This window comes from Nocardia sp. X0981 (genome assembly GCF_977089955.1).
Map to the genome: position 1 here is coordinate 3,897,942 of NZ_OZ372435.1, position 24,853 is coordinate 3,922,794.

The 24,853-nt window shown below is 69.5% G+C and carries 20 protein-coding genes; 7 read left to right on the forward strand and 13 right to left on the reverse strand.

The features are described from left to right. From ACYR7D_RS17525 to aztB, 5 genes are all read right to left on the reverse strand, one after another. Positions 1-807 (reverse strand): FadR/GntR family transcriptional regulator, encoded by an 807-nt coding sequence (locus ACYR7D_RS17525; RefSeq protein ID WP_459545651.1) that lies wholly within the window; start codon positions 805-807, stop codon positions 1-3. Positions 808-1,381: 574 nt separating this feature from the next. Then, positions 1,382-1,822: a DoxX family protein gene (locus ACYR7D_RS17530; protein ID WP_459545652.1), complete on the reverse strand. Its 441-nt coding sequence runs from the start codon at positions 1,820-1,822 to the stop codon at positions 1,382-1,384. 259 nt (positions 1,823-2,081) lie between these two features. After that, positions 2,082-3,233, reverse strand: a complete 1,152-nt coding sequence (aztD, locus tag ACYR7D_RS17535) for a zinc metallochaperone AztD (RefSeq protein ID WP_459545653.1) — start codon at positions 3,231-3,233, stop codon at positions 2,082-2,084. Positions 3,234-3,291: 58 nt separating this feature from the next. Continuing rightward, a complete protein-coding gene (aztC, locus tag ACYR7D_RS17540) occupies positions 3,292-4,209 on the reverse strand; it encodes a zinc ABC transporter substrate-binding protein AztC (RefSeq protein ID WP_459545654.1) in 918 nt (305 codons plus the stop codon). Further along, the gene (gene aztB / locus ACYR7D_RS17545) at positions 4,206-6,263 is read right to left on the reverse strand and encodes a zinc ABC transporter permease AztB (RefSeq protein WP_459545655.1); all 2,058 of its coding nucleotides are present in this window, start codon (positions 6,261-6,263) and stop codon (positions 4,206-4,208) included. The genes aztC and aztB overlap by 4 nt, the downstream gene beginning before the upstream one ends. Before the next feature lie 59 nt (positions 6,264-6,322). On the opposite strand from aztB, the gene aztA reads away from it, so the two are divergent. The 6 genes from aztA to ACYR7D_RS17575 all read left to right on the forward strand — a co-directional run bounded on the left by aztA (position 6,323) and on the right by ACYR7D_RS17575 (position 14,145). Continuing rightward, positions 6,323-6,994, forward strand: coding sequence for a zinc ABC transporter ATP-binding protein AztA (gene aztA, locus ACYR7D_RS17550; RefSeq protein WP_459545656.1), 672 nt, complete (start codon positions 6,323-6,325; stop codon positions 6,992-6,994). 189 nt (positions 6,995-7,183) lie between these two features. After that, positions 7,184-7,480 carry a DUF6285 domain-containing protein gene (locus ACYR7D_RS17555; RefSeq protein WP_459545657.1) on the forward strand — a complete coding sequence of 99 codons (297 nt, stop codon included), beginning with the start codon at positions 7,184-7,186 and terminating at the stop codon, positions 7,478-7,480. Beyond that, positions 7,477-8,478 (forward strand): phosphotransferase family protein, encoded by a 1,002-nt coding sequence (locus ACYR7D_RS17560; protein WP_459545658.1) that lies wholly within the window; start codon positions 7,477-7,479, stop codon positions 8,476-8,478. Before ACYR7D_RS17555 ends, ACYR7D_RS17560 begins: the two co-directional genes overlap by 4 nt. An 8-nt stretch (positions 8,479-8,486) precedes the next feature. Beyond that, positions 8,487-9,788 (forward strand): acyl-CoA dehydrogenase family protein, encoded by a 1,302-nt coding sequence (locus ACYR7D_RS17565; RefSeq protein ID WP_459545659.1) that lies wholly within the window; start codon positions 8,487-8,489, stop codon positions 9,786-9,788. 90 nt (positions 9,789-9,878) lie between these two features. Continuing rightward, positions 9,879-13,181, forward strand: a complete 3,303-nt coding sequence (locus tag ACYR7D_RS17570) for an acetyl-CoA carboxylase family protein (RefSeq protein ID WP_459545660.1) — start codon at positions 9,879-9,881, stop codon at positions 13,179-13,181. Positions 13,182-13,365: 184 nt separating this feature from the next. Continuing rightward, positions 13,366-14,145 carry a crotonase/enoyl-CoA hydratase family protein gene (locus tag ACYR7D_RS17575; RefSeq protein WP_459545661.1) on the forward strand — a complete coding sequence of 260 codons (780 nt, stop codon included), beginning with the start codon at positions 13,366-13,368 and terminating at the stop codon, positions 14,143-14,145. A gap of 18 nt (positions 14,146-14,163) precedes the next feature. Here the strand turns inward: ACYR7D_RS17575 and ACYR7D_RS17580 are convergent, their stop codons facing one another. Next, positions 14,164-14,760 (reverse strand): TetR/AcrR family transcriptional regulator, encoded by a 597-nt coding sequence (locus ACYR7D_RS17580; protein WP_459545662.1) that lies wholly within the window; start codon positions 14,758-14,760, stop codon positions 14,164-14,166. 85 nt (positions 14,761-14,845) lie between these two features. Between ACYR7D_RS17580 and ACYR7D_RS17585 the strand changes: the two genes are divergently transcribed. Continuing rightward, entirely contained in the window at positions 14,846-15,688 is an 843-nt protein-coding gene (locus tag ACYR7D_RS17585; protein WP_459550201.1) for an alpha/beta fold hydrolase, read from the forward strand. Positions 15,689-15,703: 15 nt separating this feature from the next. Here ACYR7D_RS17585 and ACYR7D_RS17590 read toward each other — a convergent pair whose 3' ends face one another. From ACYR7D_RS17590 to ACYR7D_RS17620, 7 genes are all read right to left on the reverse strand, one after another. Continuing rightward, a complete protein-coding gene (locus tag ACYR7D_RS17590; protein WP_459545663.1) occupies positions 15,704-16,624 on the reverse strand; it encodes an LLM class flavin-dependent oxidoreductase in 921 nt (306 codons plus the stop codon). 114 nt (positions 16,625-16,738) lie between these two features. Then, positions 16,739-17,191 (reverse strand): DUF7144 family membrane protein, encoded by a 453-nt coding sequence (locus ACYR7D_RS17595; RefSeq protein ID WP_459545664.1) that lies wholly within the window; start codon positions 17,189-17,191, stop codon positions 16,739-16,741. Positions 17,192-17,505: 314 nt separating this feature from the next. Beyond that, on the reverse strand, positions 17,506-19,671 hold the full coding sequence (locus ACYR7D_RS17600) for an elongation factor G-like protein EF-G2 (protein WP_459545665.1): 2,166 nt from the start codon (positions 19,669-19,671) through the stop codon (positions 17,506-17,508). A 643-nt stretch (positions 19,672-20,314) separates the two neighbouring features. Then, entirely contained in the window at positions 20,315-21,364 is a 1,050-nt protein-coding gene (locus ACYR7D_RS17605; protein WP_459545666.1) for a nuclease-related domain-containing protein, read from the reverse strand. 263 nt (positions 21,365-21,627) lie between these two features. Next, positions 21,628-22,074, reverse strand: a complete 447-nt coding sequence (locus tag ACYR7D_RS17610) for a hypothetical protein (RefSeq protein ID WP_459545667.1) — start codon at positions 22,072-22,074, stop codon at positions 21,628-21,630. A gap of 115 nt (positions 22,075-22,189) precedes the next feature. Next, the gene (zapE, locus tag ACYR7D_RS17615) at positions 22,190-23,248 is read right to left on the reverse strand and encodes a cell division protein ZapE (RefSeq protein WP_459545668.1); all 1,059 of its coding nucleotides are present in this window, start codon (positions 23,246-23,248) and stop codon (positions 22,190-22,192) included. Positions 23,249-23,352: 104 nt separating this feature from the next. Continuing rightward, complete coding sequence (locus ACYR7D_RS17620) at positions 23,353-24,819, reverse strand: flavin-containing monooxygenase (protein WP_459545669.1); 1,467 nt, start codon at positions 24,817-24,819, stop codon at positions 23,353-23,355. Positions 24,820-24,853: the final 34 nt, after the last annotated feature.

The window sequence follows — 24,853 nt, forward strand, 5'->3', positions numbered from 1 at the left end:
TCAGCGCCGGGCGGCCTGAGCGGAACGGATCGCCTGCTGCGCCGGTGTCGACGACGCGTTCACGATGCCGTCGTCGAACCGTTCCAGCAGCAGCGCCTGGGTGGCGGCCAGATGGGCGCAGGCCATGTGCTCGGCGGCCGACGCCTGTCCGGAGGCGATATCGTCGACGATCTTCTGATGCGTGCGCACCGCCGCCCGGGCCTGCTCCGGCGAGGGGTATTCGCCCCGGCCGGTCAGTGCTTCCGCCCACGCCTCTTCCTGCGCGGACCACAGGGCCACCAGGCTGCTGACCACATACCGCACCGTCGCGTTGGGGGTGAAGGAGACCACCAGGTCGTGGAATTCCCGGGCGGTCTGGGTGAACGCCACTCCGTCGTCGATGAGCTCCAGCGATTTCTCGACGTTCGCCGTGAGCACCGGGACCACCACATCGAGCCGGTCCGCGCGCCGGGCGCATTCCGCCGCGCACATGGGTTCCAGCATTTGCAATCCGGTCGCGAGATCCCGGAGCGTGACGCGGCCGCCCTGCAGCGCGAGCCCGAGGTGGTAGGCGGCCGAGGTCTCGCCGGGGCGGTGCACCTCCGCGCCCCCGACATTGCCGCGGCGCACGGTGACCAGACCCTCGGTCTCCAGGATTCGGATCGCTTCCCGGATCGAGGGATAGGACACGCCGAATTCCTGGACCAGCTGATCCTGGGTGGGCAGCCGATAATCGTCGGTGCCGTTCAGGATGCGGGTGCGCAGTTCGTCGGCGACGGTCTGTGCCACCCGATGCTGGGCGACCCGCCCGCGTCGCGCGGCCGTCACCGGGACCGCATCCCTTCGGAAGAGTGCGCCATGGCCCGAGTTTATCAGTGTGGTAGCTAGCTCCTGAATGATTGTAATGATTGTGCGGATGAACGGTCACCCGGTCGGCGCCGCCTCTCGATGACTCCTCCGTCTGTCCGCCACCGCGCAGTACATCGCCCCGGCCGCGGTCGCCCGGAGGCCGCACCAGATCGCCGTACTATGCCGCCAACCGGAAACTCACCGGCATCTCCTATCGGAACCTGTCACTGTCACGCGGGAGAAAACGAGCCGGAGCGCCCTCGAATTCCTCGGCGGCCCACAGGGATCGGGATTCGGCGGTGTGTACGGCCTCATCGGTCGGCAGGGTGGAATTCGGTCGAGTCGGAACGCCTGCCCTCTGATCCCGGGGCGGCGAGAAGGGCCGCGATGCGCCCGGACGCGACGACGGCCACCTGGCGCGCGACCCGGGGCGGGGCCGCCGCGGACCAGATGGCCGCTGGATCGATCACCGCCAACCCGACGGGCGATCGATCCGGGAACGCACGAGCGGCGATCGGTGGGTCACCGATCGCCGGTCGTGCTCAGGAATTCGTCATCGCGAGAGCGTGTTGCGCAGCTCGGTGAGGGTGGCGCGGCGCTCGTAGGTGATCCAGGCGAAGATCGCGGCGAGCACCAGGGGGAAGATCGCCATCGAGGGCTTGTCGACGAGGAAGGCCTGCGTCCCGGCGGCGAGCACGGTGAGAACGGACAGGCCCGCGGCGGCCGCGGCGGACAGCCGTGGCACCATCAGGCCGATACCGCCCGCCACCTCGGCCACTCCGATGAAGACGAGCAGCCCGAAGGGGATGGTCAGATTCTCCACGGCGTTCTCCGTCAGGATGTGCGGTATCACCAGCTTCGGCCCGCCGGAGGCGATGATGAAGAACAGGCCGAGCAGGATCTGCAGAGTCCACAGGACCCGGTTGCGGATCTTGGCCGGGCGGTCGGCGACGGCGTAGGAGAAATCGGCGGTGGAGGTGGCGGTGGTGGTCATTTCCGGTTCCTTCTGTTCGGTCGCGCCGGGTTGGTAGCGCGTTCACCAGATAGGACGGAGCACCGTCCGAGAAGTCATCGCTGTCCGCGAATTTTTTTCGGAGCCCCTGCTGTACCGGCTCGGCCCCGGAAGCGAGCCGGCCGCTGCTGTTTCCGTGGCCCCCTCCCGATCGGCCACGCGGGCGAGCCGGCGGATCGCCAGGTGCGGACACGGGCGCGCCCGGCGGGTGAGCGCCGGGCGCGCGATCGGGGACCGTGGGTCAGGAGACGACGCCGCTGAGCTCGTTCGGGACATCGGGCAGGGTGACCGAAGCGGTCACCGCGCCGGAGGCCAGATCGATGCGGTGGATCTGTTTGGTCGCCGGATCACTGACATAGGCGATATCGCCGCGGACGAACAGCGCGGGACGCGGCTGCTGCCAGTCGATCGGTTCCTGCCAGGGATCCATGACATCGATGGTCCGGGAGACCTTCCCGGCGACCGGGTCGATCACGTGGAGGGCGCCGTCGGTACCGAGTACGAGAGCCTCGCCCCGCGGTCCCCGGGCCAGCGAGCGGAAGGTGTAGCTGGTGCCGAGATCGACCAGGCGTAGTGTCCGCTTCTCCGTATCGATCAACGAGATCTGTTCGGGCCGTTCCAGTTCGGCGTGCTCGTCCTTCTTGTAGTCACCGAGCACTATCGGCGACACCTCGCTGCCCGCCTGATTGCCGATGCGGCCGTACGGGGTCGGGCTGGTGACCTTGCTCAGTGTGCCGTCCCGGTAGATCAGCACCCCGTTCTCGCAGCCGACGACCAGCGCATCCCCGGCCGCGGTGGCCTCGCCGTGCACCCCGGGGCAGTCCTCGTTGCGGGCGATCTCCTCGCGTCCGGCGTCCAGGATCGCCAGCCCGGACCGTTTCTCCTCGGTGCCGAGAGTGACGGCCAGTTCACCGCTCTCCAGTTCCACGGCTACACCGTGGTGCGGGGCGGCGGCCTGGTACGTGGTGGTCTCCGGGGCCCCGCCGGCGAGATCGGCGGGGCCGAAGGAGGTCACGAGACCGGTGCCGTCGGAGAACAGCACGGTACGGCCGGCGTGCCGGACCACGTGTCCCGGTTTCGGTCCGGGGAATTCGATATCGGTGAACCGCGCGCCCACCGCGTCGAGCACCTCGAATCCGGCCGATGTCGATACGACGACGTGCCGGTCGTCTCCGGCCGGATTGATCCGGTTGAATCCCGCCAGTTCCACGCCGCCGCCCCGGACCAGAGTGGTGCCGTCCAACAGGTGGATCCCGCCGTCGTAGGTCACCGCCAGCGGTGCGGCTATCGCCGTGTCATCGTCGGTATCGGCACCGCAGCCGCTCAGCGCGACGACCGCGGTGAGCAGACCGGATAGGGCCGCGGCCCGTTTCGTGCCCGTCCGAATATGCATGACGCTCCCTCATCTTCTCCTGTGCTGGCTGCGGCAGCGCGATATCGCAGCGGTCCGGTCATGCGGGCGCCAGACCGTCCACCACGGCGGTGGTGTTGGCGCGCATCATTTCCAGGTAGGTGGCCGCGCCCTCGCCGGGCGCGGTCAGTGATTCCGAGTGCAGGCCGACGATGCGGACCTGTACACCGGACTGTTCGGCCAGCGCCTGGGCCAGCCGGTCGGGGCGCGCGGAATCGACGAAGATCGCCGGCACCCCGGTGGTGCGGATGGCCGTGGCCAGATCGGCGAGATCGGCCGCGCTCGGTGACGCCAGGGTGGTTCCCCCCGGAATCACCGCACCTACCACCTCGAAGTCGTATCGGTCGGCGAGATAACCGAATACGTGGTGGTTGGTGACGAGCTTGCGGCGCTCGGGCGCGACCGTCCCGAACCGGTCCCTCATCCACTGGTTCAGTCGGTCGAGTTCCGTGAGGTAGCGCTGCGCGTTCGTGCGCACGGCCGCGGCGTCCACGCCGGGCACCGTTTCGATCACGCGGTCGCGAATGATCTCGACCGCGCGGTGTACCCGCTCGGGGTCGGTCCAGAAATGCGGGTCCGGCCGGCCCGCCCCGTCACCGGCGCGATACGGCAGGGGGTCGATCTGCGGGCCCACCGCCAGCGTCGGGATCCCGGCGTCGGCGGCGGTGGCCACATGGCGGGCCAGTCCCTCTTCCAGCCCCAGGCCGTTCTCGATGACGAGATCGGCGTCGTCCAGCACCGCGGCCTCCTGCGCCGACAGCGCGAAGGAGTGCGGATCCGAACCCGGCGGCATCAGGACGGTCACCGGGGCCGTGTCACCGACCACCGCCCGGGTGATGTCGCCGAGGATATCCGTGGTCACCACCACCCCGGCGCCACCGGAATCCGTGGTGCCGCAGCCCGCTACGGCGAGAGTGCCGGCCAGGAGGGCGGCGCAGAGTCGGAGAAGGGTTTTCATCGGCCGGTCTCCACCATCAGCTCGGGTGCGATATCGAGTGGGAAGGTCCGGGCGATCCGCAGGTCGTCGGCGTAGTCGATCTCGTGGATCGCGCGGGCGGCCGGGTCGTTGACATAGGCGCGGTCCGCGTCGACCAGCAGCACCGGTGGCGTCGCCGGGTTCACGGGCGCGGCGAGTACCCGGGTGTGTGCCGTCTCGGCACCGGTTACGGGATCGTAGGCGTGCAGGACACCGTCGGGGTCGAGCGCGAGGATCGCGGTACCCGCGCCCGCGGTGGTGGCCGCGACCACCGGACCGGTTTCGATGGGGCGCCAGGTGCGCCGGGCGAGCTCGAGGACGAGCACCCGCGGGCCGTGCACGGTGACCAGGACATCGCTGCCGCGGCGGTGGAAGAACCCGTCGGCGCGGCCCGTCGTGCCGGGTGGAGAGGGCAGTTTCTCGGCGGTGAACGCACCATCGTCCTCGGCGACCAGTAGTGCGCCGTCGGCGCAGGAGAAGACCGCGCCCCGCCGGGTGAGTGTATGCGCGCCCGTCTCGGGGCACGGGGGTGTGAGCGTCCGGACGAGTGTGTCCTCGCGGCTGCGGACCTCGATCCGCCCGGCGGGATCCGCGGTGAGGAGATGGCCGCCGTAGGGGAGAGCGGCCCTTTTCAGCACCGGGCCGGGGCGGAACTCGCCCGCGTCGAGAGCGGTCCGGTCGGCCAGGGCCGTGGAGCCGTCGGCCAGTACCGCCGCGGCCACCACGGTATCGCTGTGCGCGGTGCGGACCGTGCCGTCGAGGGTGCCGATCCGGCGCGGCTGGGTCCGGTAGTAGTGCACATGGTCGCCGTGGTCGACGACCCAGCTGCCGCTGTCGAGAACAGTGGTGGTGCCGGTGGCGGCCAGATAGGCGTAACGCCCGTCGGCGGCGATACCGGTGACTCCCGGCACCGGGTCCTGGGCGAGGATCTCCTCGGTCACCAGGTCCAGCACCTGGATCCGGCCCGAGGCGCGTTCGGCGATCACCAGCCGCGGCTGCGCGCTCGCGCTCTCCTCGGCGCCCGCCACATAGCCGTGCGGGGTCGGCTCGGCCACGGGGTCGCCGTCGCCGCTACCGCAGGCGGTGATGGGTAGCAGGAGGAGCGCCGATACCCCGGCTCGCGCTTTACCGCCGATCGGCCGGCGGCCCCGGCGTGGTGTCCGGACCGGTTCCGGATCGCCGGTGGCGCCGGGGCCCGGCCCGCCGGAGCGGTTCGTCCGCGTGGTGGTGCGGATCCGTGCCACGAGCGCGGAGGCGAAGAACAGCGCGACCGCCGTCGCGGCGATGGTGGCACCGGCCGCGGTACCCGCGTGCCAGGAGACCAGCAGTCCCACCACGGTGGACACCGCGCCGAAAAGGGCTGCCAGCATCATGATGCGCGGGATCCGGTGGGTGAAGTAGGTCGCGGCGGCGGGTGGGGCGATCAGCAGTCCGAATACGAGCAGTGTGCCCACGATGTGGAAGGACGCCGCGATCGCCAGGGTCAGCAAGGCGAGCAGGGCGATCTGCGCGCGGCGCGGATGCAGGCCCAGCGTATGGGCGGTGCGGGGATCGAAACTCAGTGCGACGAAGGCGCGGTGGCCCGAGACGGTGAGCGCCAGCGCGAGCAGCAGGGCGGCCAGCAGGAAGACGAGATCCCGGTCGCGGGTGGCGAGTACGTCGCCGAAGAGGAACCCGGTGAGGTCCACCGCGAACGATTGCGACCGTGATATCAGGATCACGCCGGTGGCGAGCATACCGACGAACAGCAACCCGATTCCGGTATCGGTGGACAGGCGCCGGTTGCGGCTGAGTACCGAGACCCCGGCTGCCATGGCCGATGCGCTGATCAGCGCGCCGAGTAGCAGGTTCCCGCCGAGCAGGGCCGCGACGGCGACGCCGGGCAGCATGCCGTGGGCCATGGCTTCCCCCAGAAAGGCCATACCGCGCACGACGACCCAGGTACCGGCGAGCGCGCACAGACAGGAGACCAGCAGTCCGCCCCACAGAGCCCGTTGGACGAATGAAACCTCGAACGGGGCGATCAGCCACTCCATGATCGAACACTGTAAACTGATAACGATTGTCATTACAAGTTTGTTGCGGGAGTCATACGATGCGCACGGCGGATATCGAAATCACCGGTCTGGCCGCGGGTTACCCGGGAAACCCGGTATTGCGCGAGGTCACCGCGACGCTGCCGGGAGGCCGGGTGAGCGCCCTGCTCGGACCCAACGGCTCCGGTAAATCCACCCTGCTCGCCGTGCTCGCGGGCATTCTCGAACCGGCGAGCGGTTCGATCCGGCGTCCCGGTCACCGCCGACCGGCCCTGGTCGTGCAGCAGCAGGCGGTACCGGCGACGCTCCCCATCACCGTCCGGGAGACCGTCGCCATGGGCCGCTGGGCGCATCGGGGCCTCTGGCGCCGGCTCACCTCGGCCGACCGTGCCGTGGTCGCCGACTGCCTGGCGCGGATGGATATCACCGATCTCGCCGGCCGCCGGCTCGACACCCTCTCCGGTGGGCAGCGGCAGCGGGTGCTCCTGGCCCGCGCGCTGGCCCAGGAATCCGATCTGCTGCTGCTGGACGAGCCCAGTACCGGGCTCGATTCGGCGGCCCGGGCGGCCATCGGCACGGCCGTCAGGGAAGCCGCCGCCGCCGGGGTCACCGTGGTCCACGCCACCCACGATTACGCGGATGCCCGGGATGCCGACCACTGCGTACTGCTGCGGGGTGGGCGCCTGGTGACGCAAGGTGAACCCGGTACCGTCCTCGCGGCAGCCGGCTGAGCCCGCTGTTCGCGCGGCCGCGGTGCGGGTCCGGGCGAACGCTGGTGCGACGATGAGAACATCCTCTACTGTTTGTCTCATTGCTCGCCCGCAGCGACGACAGGGAGGTCGGATCGTGGACTCGTGCCAGGTGGCCAGGGCGTTCGTCGCCGTATCGCGCCGAGCCGGAATCCGTCGACGGGAGCCGTAGTGCAGAATCGCCCGACCGCAGCGGAGCTGCTGGAATCACTTGCCGAACTGCTGGAGGACACCCTGCTGCCGGCGCTGCCCCCGGATCTGCAACACCGGGCACGCGTCGGTGCCAACCTGGCCCGTATCCTCGGGCGCGAAGCCGAACTGGGTCCCGCCGCGGCCGCCCGGGAAGCCGAACTGCTCGCCGCGGTCCCCGAAGGCGACGAGAACGCGCTGTGGCAGGCGCTCACCGAGATCGCGCGGGCCGATCTCGCGATAGCCAAACCCGGCTACGACAGCTGGGAGGGCGAATGAGCACCGATCCGGTCCGGGGGCTGGCCGAGTACCTCACCGGCGAATTCGGTGGTGAGGTCACGATCTCCGAGGCGCGGTTCCTCTCCGCCGGGGCACGCCGGCGCAATATCGCCTTCACCGCCACCACCGGGGGAACACCGCGACGGCTGGTGGCGACCGTGGTGCCACCAGCGGTCGAACTCATGCCCGTCGGCGCCGAGGCCGCGGTGCGGGAGCTCGCCCGTACCGCGGGCGTCCCGGTACCGGCCGTGGTCGCCGTATGCGCCGACACCGCCTACGTGGGCGAACCGTTCCTGGTCTCCGAGCATATCGACGGAGAGACCGTGCCGCGGCGGGTGTTACGCACCGTCGCCGCGGCCGGTAACGCGGAGACGATCGCGCGGCAGTGGGGCGCGGCCATGGCCGGGCTGCACGGTATCGACCCGGCCACCGCCCCGGAAGCGGTTCCGGCGGCCGGAGCGGACCCGGCGGCCGAACAACTCGCCGAGGCCGAGGCGGCGGTCGCGGCATTGCTCGCCGACCGCCCCGTCTTCTCGCTCGCGCTGCGCTGGCTGGCGAAACGCCTGCCCGGCCCGCCGCCGCGGCCCGCCCTCGTACACACCGATATGCGCAACGGCAACCTGATCATCGGCGCCGACGGGTTGCGTGCCGTACTGGACTGGGAGGGCGCCCAGCGGTTCGGCGACCCCATGCGCGATGTCGCCTGGCCCGCCCTGCGGATGTGGCGGTTCCGCGAGGACGCCGCGGAATTCGGCGGAATCGCCGGCCGGGCGACCTTCGTCCGCGGATACGAGGAAGCCGGGGGAACCTTCGATCTCGACCGGTACCGCTGGTGGAAGGTCATGGGCACGCTCTACTGGGGAGCCGGTCTCGCCCAGCAGGCGGCGGCCCATCTGGACGGTACGGTCCGGGATATCGTCATGGCCGCCAGCGGCCGCCGGGTCTCGGAAATCGAATGGGATCTGCTCATGCAGATCCGCCCCCGCGTGAAAGCATAGGAGAGACCGTGGATTTCGAGCTGCCCGCCGAACTGCGTGCCTATCTGGCCGAACTCGACGATTTCATCGAGCGCGAGATCGAGCCCCTCGAACGAGCCGACGACAACATCCGGTTCTTCGACCACCGTCGCGAGGACGCACGCACCGACTGGGACCGCGGCGGCCTGCCCAGCGCGGAATGGGAGGAACTGCTCGCCGAATCCCGCCGCCGCGCCGATGCCGCCGGTCACTACCGCTATGCCTTCCCCAAGGAATTCGGCGGCCGGGACGGCACCAACCTGGGAATGGCCGTTATCCGGGAACATCTCGCGCGGCGCGGTCTGGGTCTGCACTGCGATCTGCAGAACGAGCACGCCATCGTGGCCAACAATGTCGGTCTGCTGCTGATGCTGGAATACGGGACGGCCGAGCAGAAGGCGCGGTGGGTGGACGGTCTCGCCGCGGGCACCCGGTTCTTCGCCTTCGGTATCACCGAACCCGAGCACGGCTCCGATGCCACCCATATGGAGACCACCGCCGTCCGCGACGGCGACGACTGGGTGATCAACGGCTGTAAGACCTGGAACACCGGGGTGCACATCGCCGACGCCGATCTCATCTTCGCCCGCACCTCCGGTGCGGCGGGCGACGGACGGGGTATCACCGCGTTCCTGGTTCCCACCGACGCCCCGGGTTTCACGGTCGAGGAATATCTGTGGACCTTCAATATGCCCACCGATCATGCCCGCGTCTCCCTCACCGATGTGCGTGTCCCGCATTCGGCGATCTTCGGGCAGGAGGGTCGCGGCCTGGCGGTGGTGCAGCATTTCTTCAACGAGAACCGCATCCGGCAGGCCGCGTCCAGTCTCGGCGCCGCGCAGTACTGCGTGGACCGTGCCGTCGCCTACGCCAACGAACGCAAACCGTTCGGTAAACCGCTCTCGGCGAATCAGGCCATCCAGTTCCAACTGGTCGAACTGCACACCCAGTGCGAGATGCTGCGCGCGTTGGTGCACAAGACCGCCTGGTCGATGGACACCTACGGGACATTCGCCGTCTCCGAACAGGTCTCGATGTGCAACTACTGGGCCAACCGGCTCTGCTGTGAGGCCGCCGACCGGGCCATGCAGGTGCACGGGGGGCTCGGCTATTCCCGCTACACCCCCTTCGAGCACATCTACCGGCATCATCGCCGCTACCGCATCACCGAGGGGGCGGAGGAGATCCAGATGCGGCGGGTGGCGGGATACCTGTTCGGGTTCATGGATCGCGCGGTGGTGAAAGGCGTCGGAGCCGAGGGGTCGGCAGCCGGGAAACCCGCCTCGGCGTAGCCGCCCGGCGGGCGGATGCCGGTCCGGGTACGTGGCGCCGTGGCGTCGGACGGGCCCACCGGTGGGTCAGGAGTGGAGGTACGAGCACCGATGAGCGCACAGCCGCAGAAAGTTCTGGTCGCCAACCGCGGCGAAATCGCCCTGCGGGTCTTCCGGGCGGCGCACTCGCTGGGGATCGGCACCGTGGGAGTGCGTTCCCGGGACGACGAAGGGGCGCTGCACGCCCGGCGGTGCGACGAATCGGTGGTGCTGCCCGGATCGGGACCGGCGGCCTATCTGGATATCGACGCGGTGCTGACCGCGGCGGCCCGGTGCGGTGCGGAGATGATCCATCCGGGGTACGGGTTCCTCTCGGAAAGCGCGGATTTCGCGCGCGCCTGCCGCAAGGCGGAGATCACCTTCGTGGGCCCGTCCACGGAGACCCTGGAGTTGTTCGGAGACAAGGGCCGGGCCCGCGTCCTCGCCGCCGAGCACGGGGTGCCGGTACTACCCGGAACCTCCGGTCCGACCACGCTGGCGGAGATGGCGGAGTTCCTTGCCGCGGCGGACGGTCCGGTGATGGTGAAGGCACTCGCCGGCGGTGGTGGACGCGGCACCCGGGTGGTCCGCACGGCCGCCGAGCTGCCGGGCGCCTTCGCGGAATGCCGGGCCGAGGCCACCGGCGCCTTCGGTAGCGGTGAGCTGTACATCGAACAGTTGCTCACCGGTGCCCGGCACCTGGAAGTGCAGCTCGTGGGAGACGGGACAGGGGAGGTGAGCCACCTCTGGGACCGGGACTGCAGTGTGCAGCGCCGCCACCAGAAGCTGATCGAGGCCGCCCCCGTCACCGTCCTCGGCGAGGACGCCCGGGCGCGGATGCTCACCGCCGCGGTGCGGCTGGGCCGGGCCGCCGAGCTGTGCGGGGTCGCGACGGTGGAGTTCCTCGCGCTGCCCGACGGCCGCTGCTATTTCCTGGAGGTCAATCCGCGGTTGCAGGTCGAGCACACGGTCACCGAACAGGTCACCGGGGTGGACCTCGTGCGCACGCAACTGCGGCTGGCCGGTGGCGCCACGCTCGCGGAGCTCGGCCTCGACCAGAGCGCGATCCCGCCCCCGGCCGGCGCGGCCCTGCAGATCCGGATCAACGCCGAAACGGTCCGCCCCGACGGGACACTCGCACCCGCGGCCGGCACGCTCACCGGTTTCGATATGCCCAGCGGCGCCGGAGTCCGGGTGGATACGGCGGGCCGCACCGGCGCGCCGGTCAACCCTCGCTTCGACACCCTGCTGGCGAAGATCGTGGTACACCACCGCGACGGTGGCACCGCCGCGCACCGGCTCGCCGACCGGGCGCTGCGGGAGACCTCGATCACCGGTGTCCCGACGAATCTGGCTTTCCAGCGCGCGCTGCTGGCGGACCCGGTCTTCGCCGCGGGCGAGCACGATACGACATGGGTGGACCGCGACCTGGCCCGGATCGCCGCCCGTGCCCGGGAATTCGAACAGGAAGCCACGGTACCCGCATCACCGGCGCCGGAGGCAACGCGCGGAGCTTGCGGTGATACGCCGCCCGGCGACCCCGATGCGGTGCGGGCCGGTACCGCGGGGGTGGTGGCGGCGATCGAGGTCGAACCCGGCCGCGGTGTGCCCGCCGGGGCCACGGTGGCCGTGGTCGAGGCGATGAAGATGCATCATCCGGTACGCACGGACCGAGCCGGCACGGTGGCGGAGATCCCGGTACGGGTCGGTGATTTCCTGGCCGAGGGTGACACCGTGGTGCGGCTGGGACCGAGTACCGCCGATGAGCCGGTGGACCGCCCCGTGGAAACCGTTGTCGCCCCGGACCATATCCGTCCCGACCTCGCGGCGCTACGGGAGCGCCGCGCCAAACTCCACGACGAAGCCCGCGCCGAGGCCGTGACCAAACGCCACCGTCTCGGTATGCGCACCGCCCGGGAGAACATCGCCGCGCTCACCGACGACGGCCTGCTGGTCGAGTACGGCGGTTTCGCCGTGGCCGCCCAGCGGGCCCACCGTGATCTCGCCGAGCTCGAGGCCCGCACCCCCGCGGACGGAATCGTCACCGGACTGGGCCGGATCAACGGCGATCTCTTCGCCGCCGACCGCAGCACCTGCGCGATCCTCGCCTACGACTACACGGTGCTGGCGGGCACCCAGGGCTATTTCAGCCATCAGAAGACCGACCGCCTGCTGAAACTGGCCCGCGCCCGCGGCTATCCGCTGGTTCTCTTCGCCGAGGGCGGCGGCGGACGCCCGGGGGACAGCGATCCTCCGATGGTGGCGGGCCTGCACTATCCGACATTCGCCGCGATGGGTGCCCTCAGCGGTGAGGTACCGACCGTCGGAATCGCGGCCGGCCGCTGCTTCGCCGGTAACGCCGCCCTGCTCGGCAGCTGTGATGTGGTGATCGCGACCGAGAATTCCACGATCGGTATGGCGGGCCCGGCGATGATCGAAGGCGGCGGGCTCGGGGTGTACGCGCCGGAAGAGGTGGGTCCGATCGAGGTGCAGCGGCACAACGGGGTGGTGGATATCGTCGTCGCCGACGAGGCCGAGGCGACCGAGGTCGCGCGCCGCTACCTCGCGTATTTCCAGGGCCGGGTGCCGGCGGGTGCTGTCGCCGACCAGCGTGCCCTGCGGCATCTGATCCCGGAGGATCGCAAACGGGTATACGACATCCGGGCCGTGGTGGATACACTCTTCGATCTCGGTTCGGTGCTCGAGCTGCGCCGGGATTTCGCGCCCACCGTGCTCACCGCGCTCGCCCGGATCGAGGGCGCGCCGGTCGGGGTGGTGGCGAACGACCCCGCTTTTCTCGGTGGCGCCGTGGATGTGGCGGGTGCCGATAAACTGGCCCGGTTCCTGCACCTGTGCGATGCCTACGGCCTTCCGGTCGTATCGCTGTGCGATACCCCGGGTTTCATGGTGGGCCCCGAATCCGAGCGGCAGGCCGCGGTTCGGCATTTCTCCCGGCTTTTCGTACTCGGTGGGCATCTCACCGTGCCGCTGGTGACCGTGGTCCTGCGCAAGGGCTACGGCCTCGGGGCGCTGGCGATGGCCGGGGGCGGTTTCCACGAGACCGATATGATCGTCGCCTGGCCTACCGGAGAATTCGGCGGGATGGGCCTGGAAGGCGCGGTGCGCCTGGCCTCCCGGGATCTGCTCGCCGCCATCGAGGACCCCGCCGAGCGGGCCCGCCGCTTCGACGAATTGGTGGCGCTGGCCTATCAGCGGGGCAGCGCGCTCAACACCGCCGCCCACCTGGAGATCGACGATGTGATCGACCCGGCCGATACCCGCGATGTCCTCGGCGCGGTGCTGCTCTCGCGGCCGGGACCGCCGCGGGAGGGCTGGCGCAACAGCCGGCGGCGGGTGGGCATCGATACCTGGTAGCCGCCGATGAGGTGGGCGCCGCGCTCCTCGGCGCGAAACGAACCGGAAAGACCGGTGATGCTCCTAGGCTCGGAGCGGGCCGGTCGTCGTAGGGGCCGACCGGCTCGCCGCCGACCCGGCGCCTCCGCGGCGCACCCCGACCGACGGCACCGGGTTCTCCCGGCTGCCGGGACAAGGATCAGCCATGAGCACCTCCCCGGTACGGATCGAGCGCAACGGCCCGGTGCTCACCGTGATCCTCGCGCGTCCGCAGGCCCGCAACGCGGTGGACGGCCCGACCGGTACCGCGCTGTTCGAGGCCTTCGCCGCTTTCGACCGTGATGATTCGGCCTCGGTGGCCGTGCTGTGGGGCGAAGGTGGCACCTTCTGTTCCGGCGCCGATCTGAAGGCCTTCGGTACCGACCGGGCCAATCCGCTCACCGCCGATGGACGCGGGCCGATGGGACCGACCCGGATGCGGCTGGGTAAACCCGTGATCGCCGCGGTCGCCGGGCATGCCGTGGCCGGTGGGCTGGAATTGGCCCTCTGGTGTGATCTGCGGGTCGCGGCCGAGGACGCGGTGTTCGGGGTGTTCTGCCGGCGCTGGGGTGTTCCGCTCATCGACGGCGCGACGGTGCGCCTGCCCCGGCTGATCGGCACCGGCCGGGCGCTGGACATGGTGCTCACCGGCCGGCCGGTCGGTGCCGCCGAAGCGCACGCGATAGGACTGGCCGACCGGGTCGTTCCGGTGGGGCGGGAACGCGCGGCCGCCGAAGAACTCGCCGCCGAGATCGCCGCCTTCCCGCAGACCTGTCAGCGCCACGACCGGCTTTCGCTTCTCGAACAGGAGGGGATGACCGAGGAGCAGGCCCTGGCCAACGAATGGGAACACGGCATGATCTCCCTCGCCGCCGATGCCGCCGCGGGTGCCCGGCGCTTCGCCGCGGGAGCCGGCCGCGGGGGCACCTTCACCGAACGGGATTGACCGGGCGCGAGCGGCGTGTCACCGGCTCGGTGTGACCGGTGTACGTGCCAGCAGTTCCGCCAGGCGGGCGCTCATCGCCCGGCCCGCGGTGTGCAGGGGTTCGGTGGAGCGCAGGGTGCGGCTCAGTACGAACGCACCCTCGAGCGCGGTGAGCAGCGCGAGGATGAATTCCCGGGCGGCGGCCCGGTCCAGCCCGCGTCCCGCGAAATACGCGCTACCCTCCTCGATCCACGCGGTCATGACCTCGGCGGCGACCGCGCGCAACTCCGGTTCGGTATCGGCCACCTCGCCCGCGACGGTGCCCACCGGGCACATATTGATCCATCCGGTCTGCTCGATCTGCTCGGCGGCCGCGGTGAATGCCGCGGGTACGGCTGCCCGCAGATCCGGGTGGGGGTCCAGGAGCAGGGGGAGGAGCTGTCCGTAGGCCACCCCGGCGGTGCGTAGCGCGACCGCCGCCAGCTCCGGTTTCCCACCGGGGAAGTGGTGATACAGCGAGCCCATGGGTGCGTTCGCGGCCAGGGTGATCTGTTTGACGCTGGTTCCGCTGTAGCCCCGGGTGCGCAGTAGTTCGGTCATCGCGGTGACCAGGCGGTCGCGGGTACTGGTTGACATCTTCTCGGCCACCGACCCAGAATAGAACAGACACTCTAGAGCACTCACTCTAGAGTGATCGCTCGAAAGGAATCGCACGGTGCCGATGATCGAACTGCCTGCGGGCCGGATGCACTATGTGGAGCAGGGCGAGGGCCCGCCCGTGGTCCTCCTGCACGGTCTGCTGATGAACCACACGGTGTGGGACGGCGTGCTCGATCTGCTGCCGCCCGGCTTCCGCTATATCCGGCCGGATCTGCCACTGGGCGCCCACCCCGTCGCGCTGGAGCCGGGCACCGATCTGAGCCTGCACGGCCTCAACCGGCTCATCGCGGATTTCCTGGCCGCGTTGGATCTCCGGGATGTGGTGCTCGTACACAGCGACTGGGGCGGCGCGCTGTTCCTCACCGCCTACGGCCTGGACGAGCGGGTGAGCCGGCTGATCGTGCTACCGTGCGAGGCGTTCGACAATTTCCCGCCCGGGCTACCCGGGAAAATGGCCACCGTGGCCGCCTGGCTTCCCGGCGGAATCTCGCTGGCGCTGTGGCAACTCCGGGTACGCTGGTTGCGCGCGTTACCGTTGCTCTTCGGGTGGATGGCCCGCGTCCCCCTTCCCGACGCGCTGGTGCGCGGCTGGACCGAGCCGGGGCTGCGCGACCCCCGGATCCGCCGGGACCTGCTCGCCTACGTCCGGTCCGGCTTCCGGAAAGCCGAACTGATCGCGAATACCGAAGCGCTGCGGCACTTCCCGGGCGACGCCCTGATCCTCTGGTCCAGCGCGGGCAAGGTGATGCCCCGCGAGCACGGCCGGCGGCTCGCCGAGCTGATCCCCGGCGCCCGGCTGGTGGAGATCGACGACGCCTACGTGTTGTCCATGCTGGACCGGCCCGAGGCCGTCGCGGCCGCGATGGCCGATTTCCTCACCGCCGATCGGGCCGGTCGAGCCTGACGGCGGCGGCACCGTTCACAGCCGGGGCGCGACCTCCGCCGCGAAGAGCTCCATCGTGGCGGCAGCCTCTTTCGCACCGACCATGAAGATCACCGAGTCGATACCCTGGCCGGCCCGTTCCCCCAGCCGGTCCACCAGCATGGCCGGGGTACCGACATATCCTTCGTCGAGCGCGAACGCCGCGGCGCCGTACCGACGCCGAGCCCGGGCCCGGACCTGCGGCAGTTCGCGGTCGTCCGCGGCCAGTGCCAGGACGGCCTGATGCGAGCGGCGGATCGAGGCGGGATCACGACCGGCCCGGGCGCATTCGGCGTCGAGGAGCTCGGACAACCGCGTATGGTCGCGGAGTCCGTAGGTGGGTACGTTCCAGACGTCCGCGTAGCGAGCGACCAGGGGAATCGTGTACTTCGGGCCCGCGCCGCCGATATGTACGGGCGGCCGGGGACGCTGCACCGGTCCCGGTGCGTTGGGGATATCGTCCACCCGGAAATACGTTCCCGCGAACGAGGTGCGTTCCCGGGCGAACATCGCGGTGATGATCTCCAACGCCTCCCGCAGGCGTTCGGAGCGCTCACCGGCTGTCCCCCAGGGCAGCCCGGTACGCAGATGCTCGTCGCGAACCGACCCGCTGCCGAGCCCGAGTTCGAGCCGGCCACCGGAGATCACGTCCAGGGTCGTCGCCATCCGGGCGAGCACCGCCGGATGGCGGAAATTGTTGCACAGCACCAGCGCGCCCACTCGCAGAGCAGTGGTTCCGGTGAGCAGGGCGGTGGCCGTGGTCCACGCTTCGAGAGAGGGCTGGGCGGGCAGACCGGGCGCCCACAGATGATCGAACAGCCACAGACCGGTGAAACCGGTGCGTTCCGCGGTCCGGGCGATCTCGAGCAATGGCGCGAACTCCGCCACGATCTGCGGAACATAGATCCCGAACTCCACGGCACCGAAGCTAACAGTCGTACCACCGGCCGGACGCCGTTTTCCGCCCCGCGGTCCGCTGAGCGGCCCGGCGTCACCGGTTCGGCTCCGGCGCCGTGGAGGACATCCGCGGCCTCAGGCCACCTCGGTATCCCAGGTGGCGATGGCCCAGATGATCACCACATCGAGGGCGATGATCAGGATCGACCACAGGGGGTAATAGGGGATCCACAGGAAGTTGGCCACGATCGACAGGCAGGCCAGCCCGATGGCGACGATCCGGGCCCATACCGCTCCCGTCATGAGAGCCAGGGCGGTCAGGACCAGCAGGATCCCGATGACGATATGCACCCAGCCCCACCCGGTGAGGTCGAATTCGTAGATGTAGCGGGGCCCGGCGACGAACACCTCGTCGTCGGCCACCGCGGAGATACCTTGGAAAAGGGTGATGAATCCGGCGGTGAGCAGCAATGCGGCCGCGGCGATCGAGGTGCCGCCGGCGATGGCCTGTTTCCGTTCGCCGGATCTCGGGTGCGTGCCGGTGGGCCCGGTTCCGCTCGGGGTCTGCGCGGCGGGTTCGGTGGTCATAACAGCTCCCTTCGGGGTGGGAGGGGCCACCGACCCTGGGAACTGACCGTTGTGGCGCCCTCGTACGCCACACTTCGATTCCGTTGTCCTGCTCGTAAAGTATCCCACCCCTCGGCCCCTTTCCTCGAACTCGATGGGTATCGGGATGGCTTCGGAATACTTCGGAAAAGGTTTTCCGCCCGGGCGCCGATTCGCGGGCGCGCTGTTCGACCGGCGCTACCGGAGTTGACAGCGGCCGGTTCCCGGCCCGGCTCGGCCGGTCCACGGCGGCGCGGATGGAATCGGAGTGCGCGGTGCGTCCGGTGGAGACCGCATCATCCCGCCGCGGCCCGCGCCCTCTCGCGCACCTTAGCGGCCAGCTGCTCGGGCATCGGGTCGTGCCGCAGGTATTTCCGGCTGAACTGCGCCACCCCGTGGGTGAGTGAACGCAGATCCACCGCATAGCGGGCGAGTTCGGATTCCGGCACCTGCGCGCAGATGAGGGTGCGGCCGGGCTCGGCCGGTTCGGTGCCGAGTATGCGCGCGCGGCGCACGGACAGGTCGGTGAGCGCCGCGCCGAGATGCTCGTCGGGGACCCGGACCTCCACCAGCGCGACGGGTTCGAGCAGCGCTATCCGGGTCCCCGCCGCGGCGTCGCGCAGGGCGAGCGCCCCAGCGGTCTGGAAAGCGGTATCGGAGGAATCGACCGAATGTGCCTTACCGTCCACCAGGCTGACCCGCACGTCCACGAGCGGGTTGCCGGTCGCCACCCCGCGCGCCGCCTGCGCCCGCACCCCCTTTTCCACCGAGGCGACGAACTGTCGCGGTACCGCGCCGCCGACCACTTTGTTCACGAACTCGATACCCGACCCTTCCGGCAGCGGTTCCACCTCGATCGCGCAGACGGCGTACTGACCGTGCCCGCCGGATTGTTTGACGTGCCGCCCGCGCCCGGCGGCCTTTCCCCCGAACGTCTCTCGTAACGGGACCCGGGTCTCCTCCACATCGACCTCTACGCCGAACCGGCCGCGCAACCGTTCCAGCGCCACATCGCGCTGCGCTTCGCCCAGGCTCCACAGCACGAGCTGGTGGGTGTGCTCGTTGTTCTCCACCCGCAGCGCGGGGTCTTCCGCCGTCAGCCTGGCCAGGCTCTGGGGCAGTTTGTCCTCGTCCGCCTTGCTGTGCGCACGAATCGCCGTGGGTAGCAGGGGTTCGGGCATCCGCCACGGTTCGATCAGCAGCGGCGCCTCGGCGGCGGAAAGCGTATCGCCGGTTTCGGCGTGCCCGAGTTTGCCGATACAGGCGATATCGCCGGCCACCGCTTCGCCCAGCGGGCGTTGTTCGCGACCGAAGGGGGCGCTCACCCCGCCCACCCGGTCCTGCGCGTCGTGCCGATCGACGCCGCGGCCGCAGATGTGCACGGTATCGTCCGCGTGCAGGGTTCCGGAGAACACCCGGACCAGCGACACCCGGCCCACGTAGGGGTCCGACGAGGTGCGGATGACCTCGGCGGCGAGTTCGGCGTCCGGGTCGCAGTGCAACGCGACGGGTGCGGCGGGTTTCCCCGGCCGGACCGCCGATACCGGATGTTCGGCCGGTGTGGGGAAGCCGGCGGTGGCCAGCTCCAGCAGTTCGAGGGTGCCCAGTCCTTGGCGGCCCTCGCCCACGGCGGGGGCGGCGAACAGTACGGGGTGGAAACTGCCGCGCGCCACCGCTCGCTCCAGATCCGCCACCAGTGTGGCGAGCTCGACCGGTTCGCCGCCGAGGTAGCGCTCCATGAGTGTTTCGTCTTCGCTTTCGCCGATGATGCCCTCGATGAGCCGGCCGCGGGCCTGTTCGATGAGTGCCACCTCGGCCGCGCTGGGCTCTCGCCACCGGCGCTCACCCGTGGAATAGTCGGCGACCCGCTGCTCCAGCAGTTCCACCAGCCCGGTCGCCGGTCGGTGCCCGTCCGCCGCCGCGGCCCCGTACACCGGCAGATGCAGCGGGAGTACCCGCTCCGCCGACCCGCCGCCGAGCAGCGCCTGGCAGGTGGCGGTCATCTCGTCGAAATCCGCGCGCGCGGTGTCCAGATGCGTCAGCACGATCGCTCGCGGCATACCGACAGCCGCGCATTCCTCCCACAGTGCCCGGGAGGTGCCCCCTACTCCTTCCACACCCTCGGCCGCCGATACGACGAACAGGGCCGCGTCGGCCGCGCGCAGACCGGCCCGCAGCTCACCCACGAAATCCGCGTACCCGGGCGTATCGATGAGGTTGATCTTGATCCCGCCCCACCGCACCGGGACCACCGACAGCTGCACCGATCGGTGCCGCCGCTGCTCGATCTCGTCGTAATCCGACAGCGAGGTGCCGTCCTCGACCCGCCCGGCCCGGTTCACCGTCCCCGCGGTCAGCGCCAGCGCCTCCACGAGTGTGGTCTTCCCGGACCCGCTGCTACCGACGAGCACCACATTCCGGATCCGCTCCGGCCGCCCCACCCCGTTCGCTCTGTCCTCCATGATCCACCGTCCTCGGGAATCTGCACGCGGTTATGTTCGAGCTTCCCACCGGCGATGGCCGTGGTCCATGGGTGAACGCACTTCACCTGCGATGTAGGGGAGCCGTTACCGGGAGGTGTCCGCCCGGTGGCGCTACCGCCCCTCGGCAGACAGGCTTTCCGCAGTGCCATGAGCAGGTGAGATAGCTGTGTAACATCAATGGAAACAAATGTGATCTACCTCCTGATGGTGTGCTGAGTCGCGCCCCGACCCGAGGAGTCGCATTGGCGGATCTTCCCGGCGAACAGCAGCGATCCACCCATGGGCCGCGCGGATACCCGCCGGGCCCGCCCGCCGGGGTTCCGGGCCGCTACGGGCAATCGCGAACACGGAGGTGGCCGTGGATCGTCGTCGGCCTCACGCTGGTGTTCATCCTCCTGTTCGGAGGCTGCTTCGCCCTGGTGGCGGAGTTCGTGAAGAAGGTCGAGGAGAGATCCGGGCGGGAGATCACCGTGACCTATCAGGTGGAGAGCATCGGTACCGCTGTCCCCGTCGTCCACCCGGGTCGCGACCCCGGCAGGGCTCGGGAGCGCATCGTCGCCGGGGCGTGGACGAAAGACGTCGGCCTCCGCGGGGCCCGTCTCCTGCTGCCTTGCTGTGCCGGTCAGCAGTCCGGCTGGAACGGAAAACATTTCCCGACGACCGGCGGAGCCGGAGCCGGAGCCGCCGGCGGTAGCCCGGCTGCGGGTGGTGGGGCCGGCTCCGCGCTGGAGATCTGCTGATCGGTACCGATTTCCCGCGGCTCGGGCTCGTCGCCGCGGACATGACTCCACAGCCACAGCAGTGCGGCGGCGAGGGCGATCGCCGCGAATGCGGCCGCGGTCTGGAAATGGCCGCGGCGTCGATCCCCGGAAGCCGCGGGCGCCACCTCGGGTGACGGTTCCGGTATCGGCTGTGGTTCGGGCCGGGGGACGTGAGGAGCCGGTTCATCCGGTGGGGCGGGCGGCGGTGGGGTGGGTGTGACGGGGCGCGCTGCCGGTACCGGTGGTCGAGGGATGGGCTTCACCGGCGCCGCCGGTGTATCCGGTAGTGGCGTCGATTCCAGCGGGAACCCCTCTTCGGCGAGTTCGGTGACCGTGATCCGGTCACCGAACTCGAGGGCCTCGATCAACGCATAGGCCTGCTCGGCGGTCCAGACGACGGCGCTACGGTGATGAGCACGGTGGAACCAGGCGCGGAGCGGGTTGGGAGTATCGCACAGCAGGACATCACAGCCCTGCGGAGGCGCCGATTTCTTCTCGAGCCGCATGGTCGACTCGCGGGGCGGGACGACCAGCACGAGACCGGTGACGAATGCGCTGCCCCCCACCTGCCGGATGGCCGCCTTCATCTTGAACACGGCATCGCGCACCTGATCGTAAGGAGTGGTGTCACTGCCTCGGACGCCGACGGGATCGCCCGCGTAACCGGGGACGGTCCAGCGGGTATTGGTGGTGCAGTGCAGTACGCCACCGGTGGCCTCGGGGGCGATGCCTTTGATCTCCCCGGCGACGGTCGTATGGGGAGTGATGACCACGAGATCCACTTCCTGCCCGCCGGCGAAACAGTTCATGATCGCCACGCCGGGTATCCGGTATTCCTGGTCCCAGCTCCGCAGCCAGGCGGCGATCCGCTTTTCCGCACCTGACCTGAGTTTGTCGGCAATGACCAGCATCGCGAGCACCCCTCCCTGTCGCCGGTGATGTGGTCACCATATCCGGTGCCGGGTACTCCGGTACGAAAACCGTTGCCACGGAAAGGCTTTGTGCGCGCCGGAAAGGGGTTGTCCCAGTGGGTTCCATCGTGCCGGTGCGGGGATACGGAAATGGGCCGTGCGGGTGAACGGCCTGGGCGAATGTGGTGACGCCGTGACAGCGATGCGCCCGCAGCCGGGGCAGGCGACTGCGGGCGCATCGGAGGGTATGCCGTTACCGGCGCTCATCCACCGAAGCCGGCCAGGGCGGAAGCGAGAGTATCGGTATCGAGAACCCCCAGGGCCTGGTCGCGTACATCCGGGCAGGTTTGTGTGGTGACGGTATCGACGATGCCCGTGTCCTGGATGATTTCGTCGTTGAGGCCGTCGTTGCGGGCAGCCCAGTTCTGCACCGTGCCGTTGAAGGCGACCCGGGCCGCCACCGGCCCGAGATCGCCCCAGTTGTCGAGCTCGCTGCCGATCATGTCGCAGAGTTGCCGGGATGCCTCGGGAGTCACGACGTCCTCGCCCTCGTCGCCCTGGGTCGCGGGCGCCGAGGTGGCGACGGTGCCGGTGGTGGGCAGTGCCTCGTCGTTGTCGGGGTCTCCGCCGCAGCCCACGACGACTGTGGCTGCCAGCAGGGTTGCCGCGATCAGGGCGGGGCGGGTCATACGGGTACGGCACTGCGCCATCGGATTCTCCTCACATACCGGACGAGGTTGCTTGTGCGGCGCGTACCCCGTTCGTGGGCGGTCAATCGCCCCGCGAGCCGATATCGGTGAGGCCGGATCCGCGGACTCCGGACGACTACCGAATCGGCGCGGTGCCGTCCAGCAGGGCGAGGCGGCTGGCGGTGCGGGCGATATCCGGCGGCAACAGATCGCCGGTGAGAATTTCCGTCAGCGGCGCCGGTGCGATGAGATCGACGGTGATCTCACGGTCGCAGAGAACATCGACGAGGTTGGCGAAGCGTTGCGCCGCTTCGCGATTCGTGGTCGACAGGGGCGGTATGCCGGACAGGGCCCAGACCGGGAAGCGGTCGGCCAGGTTCAGGTAGTCGATGGTGGAATACGGGGCATCACACAGGTCGGCGAAATCGAACCAGATCGATGTACCGCGCACCGCCCGGGCGGAGACCGTGCGGGTGCCGAGATCCACCTGCCGTCTTTCCTCCGGTCGCGGGGCGGTCAGTCCGGCACCGGCCAGCTGTTCCGTGGTTCCCGGCCACAGGTAGCGGCCGCACCGGAACCCGGAGAGGGACCCGTCCGGCCCGGGGACCTGCCGGTAGTCGCGATCGCCGGTCACGGCGACGATATCCAGAGCGGTTTCCAGCGCGGCGGCCACGGGCTCGACGAGATGGTGGAAGAGCGGGTTCGGCAACAGGCCGGCGGGGGGATAATTCGAGGTGGCGACAAGCGTGATCCGTTGTGCGAAAAGGGAATCCAGTACGCGGGCCAGAATGGTGGCATCACCCGGATCGTGCACATGGAATTCGTCGAAACACACCAGCCGGCAGTCGCCGAGTAGTTCGGCCACCGCGCGGTCACCGGCCGCGCGCTCCCCACGGTGGGCCGCACAGCGGGTGTGGAATTCCCGGAAGAACTCGTGGAAATGCATCCGGCGTTTCCGTGGGGTCGGCGCGGCCGTATAGAAGGTGTCGACGAGCCAGCTCTTACCCCGGCCCACCGGCCCCCACACATAGACCCCACGGGGAGGTGGGGTGAACGGTCTCCGGCGGCGGGACAATTCGGTGCCGAGCCGGGCGAGCCGGAGGGCGGCGGCGCGCTGGGATTCGTGCAGGACGAACCCCGCCTCGCGCGCCGCTGCCTCGAAAACCCCCGGTGCCCACCTGGTCCGCGCCGCCACCCGTATCTCCTCCTGTCTCCGCAGCCAGCCTGGCAGGCGATGGCGGCGGAGCCCAGAGACGAGCGGCACATGTGAAAATCATCGCCGCCGAGGAGAGGCCCCGGTCACGCGGCAGGTCGGAGGTCGAAATCGTGCGGGTCGAGTTTGCGTACCCGGCGCCGGTACCGGGTGACCGTGCCCGGCCAGTTGTTGGTGATCTTCCCGGCGGCGTTGCGGTACCAGCTGGAGCAGAAGTTCCACGGGGTTCGTTCGAGACGTTGCTGCAGCGCGTCGTTGAAGGAACGCTCGGTCTCCGCGCGGACCTCCAGGACGGACCCCGGGCTCTTCGCCAGCAGTTGCGCGGCCTGCCGGATGTAGCGGGCCTGTGTTTCGATCATGTAGATGATCGAGCCGACGCCGAGATTCGTGTTGGGTCCGTACACCAGGAACAGATTCGGAAAGTGGGGCACGGTCATCCCGTAGTAGGCATGGGCTCCCTCGGACCATTCCGCGGCGAGTTCGCGGCCGTCGCGGCCGCGGACACGCATCGGCCACAGGAATTCGGTGCCCTTGAAACCGGTGCCGTAGATGATCACATCGGCTTCGTGCAGGGTGCCGTCGGAGGTCCGCACACCCTGCGGGGTGATCTCGGTGATACCCGCGGTGGTCACCTCGACATTGGGCTGGGTGAGCGCCGGATAGTAGTCGCTGGAGAACAGGGTGCGTTTACAGGCGATCGGATAGTCAGGGGTGAGGGCGGCCCGCAGTTGCGGATCCTCGACATTCTTGCGCAGATTGCGGGCGGCGATCCGGGACACCAGCCGGCTGATGATCGGGAGTTCCACCAGACCCAGTGAGGACACCTCGGCGGTGAGCCACCAGCCGAGGCGTTCCAGCAGCAGCATCCCGGGGATCTTCGCGAACAGTTTGTGCTGGACCGGCGAATAGTCGGTGTCGAATTTCGGCAGTACCCACGCGGCGGTGCGCTGGAACAGGGTGAGGTGACCCACCCGCGGCTGAATTGCCGGAACGTATTGGATGGCGCTCGCGCCGGTGCTGATACAGGCCACTCTTTTCCCGGTGAGATCGACCTCGTGATCCCACAGCGCGGAATGGAAGGAGGGACCGGCGAAACTTTCGACGCCCGGGATGGCCGGGAACTGTGGCCGGGACAGCTGCCCGACCGCGGAGATCAGCACATCGGCGGTGCGGATGGTGCCGTCGGCGGTGTGGACGGTCCAGTGGCCGGCGGTTTCGTCGAATACGGCCTCGGTGACCTCGGCCCCGAACTCGATGTGCTCGAGCAGTCCGTGTCGTTCGGTGACGCCGCGCAGATAGTCGTGGATCGCGGCCTGCCCGGAATAGCGCTGGGGCCAATCGGGTTTCGGCTCGAACGAATAGGAGTACAGCGGTGAGGGAACATCGCAGGCCGCGCCCGGATAGGTGTTCTCTCGCCACACACCGCCGAGGTCGTGGGCTTTCTCCAGGATGACGATATCGTCGAAGCCGTGGCGGCGGAGTTCGATCGCCACTCCGATACCGCCGAACCCGGCGCCGACGATGAGCACCGATAACCGGTGTGCCACGCTCATACACCCTCCCGTTTCGCTGCGGTTCCTTTCACTG

Bases quoted from the DNA above. Each gene is read 5' to 3' on its own strand.
- ACYR7D_RS17560 (WP_459545658.1), top strand. From the start codon at position 7,477: ATGAGCACCGATCCGGTCCGGGGGCTGGCCGAGTACCTCACCGGCGAA.
- ACYR7D_RS17595 (WP_459545664.1), bottom strand. From the start codon at position 17,191: ATGACCACCGAACCCGCCGCGCAGACCCCGAGCGGAACCGGGCCCACC.
- ACYR7D_RS17585 (WP_459550201.1), top strand. From the start codon at position 14,846: ATGATCGAACTGCCTGCGGGCCGGATGCACTATGTGGAGCAGGGCGAG.
- aztA (WP_459545656.1), top strand. From the start codon at position 6,323: ATGCGCACGGCGGATATCGAAATCACCGGTCTGGCCGCGGGTTACCCG.
- ACYR7D_RS17620 (WP_459545669.1), bottom strand. From the start codon at position 24,819: ATGAGCGTGGCACACCGGTTATCGGTGCTCATCGTCGGCGCCGGGTTC.
- ACYR7D_RS17610 (WP_459545667.1), bottom strand. From the start codon at position 22,074: ATGGCGCAGTGCCGTACCCGTATGACCCGCCCCGCCCTGATCGCGGCA.
- ACYR7D_RS17605 (WP_459545666.1), bottom strand. From the start codon at position 21,364: ATGCTGGTCATTGCCGACAAACTCAGGTCAGGTGCGGAAAAGCGGATC.
- ACYR7D_RS17570 (WP_459545660.1), top strand. From the start codon at position 9,879: ATGAGCGCACAGCCGCAGAAAGTTCTGGTCGCCAACCGCGGCGAAATC.
- ACYR7D_RS17575 (WP_459545661.1), top strand. From the start codon at position 13,366: ATGAGCACCTCCCCGGTACGGATCGAGCGCAACGGCCCGGTGCTCACC.
- aztC (WP_459545654.1), bottom strand. From the start codon at position 4,209: ATGAAAACCCTTCTCCGACTCTGCGCCGCCCTCCTGGCCGGCACTCTC.
- aztD (WP_459545653.1), bottom strand. From the start codon at position 3,233: ATGCATATTCGGACGGGCACGAAACGGGCCGCGGCCCTATCCGGTCTG.
- ACYR7D_RS17530 (WP_459545652.1), bottom strand. From the start codon at position 1,822: ATGACCACCACCGCCACCTCCACCGCCGATTTCTCCTACGCCGTCGCC.
- ACYR7D_RS17580 (WP_459545662.1), bottom strand. From the start codon at position 14,760: ATGTCAACCAGTACCCGCGACCGCCTGGTCACCGCGATGACCGAACTA.
- ACYR7D_RS17600 (WP_459545665.1), bottom strand. From the start codon at position 19,671: ATGGAGGACAGAGCGAACGGGGTGGGGCGGCCGGAGCGGATCCGGAAT.
- aztB (WP_459545655.1), bottom strand. From the start codon at position 6,263: ATGGAGTGGCTGATCGCCCCGTTCGAGGTTTCATTCGTCCAACGGGCT.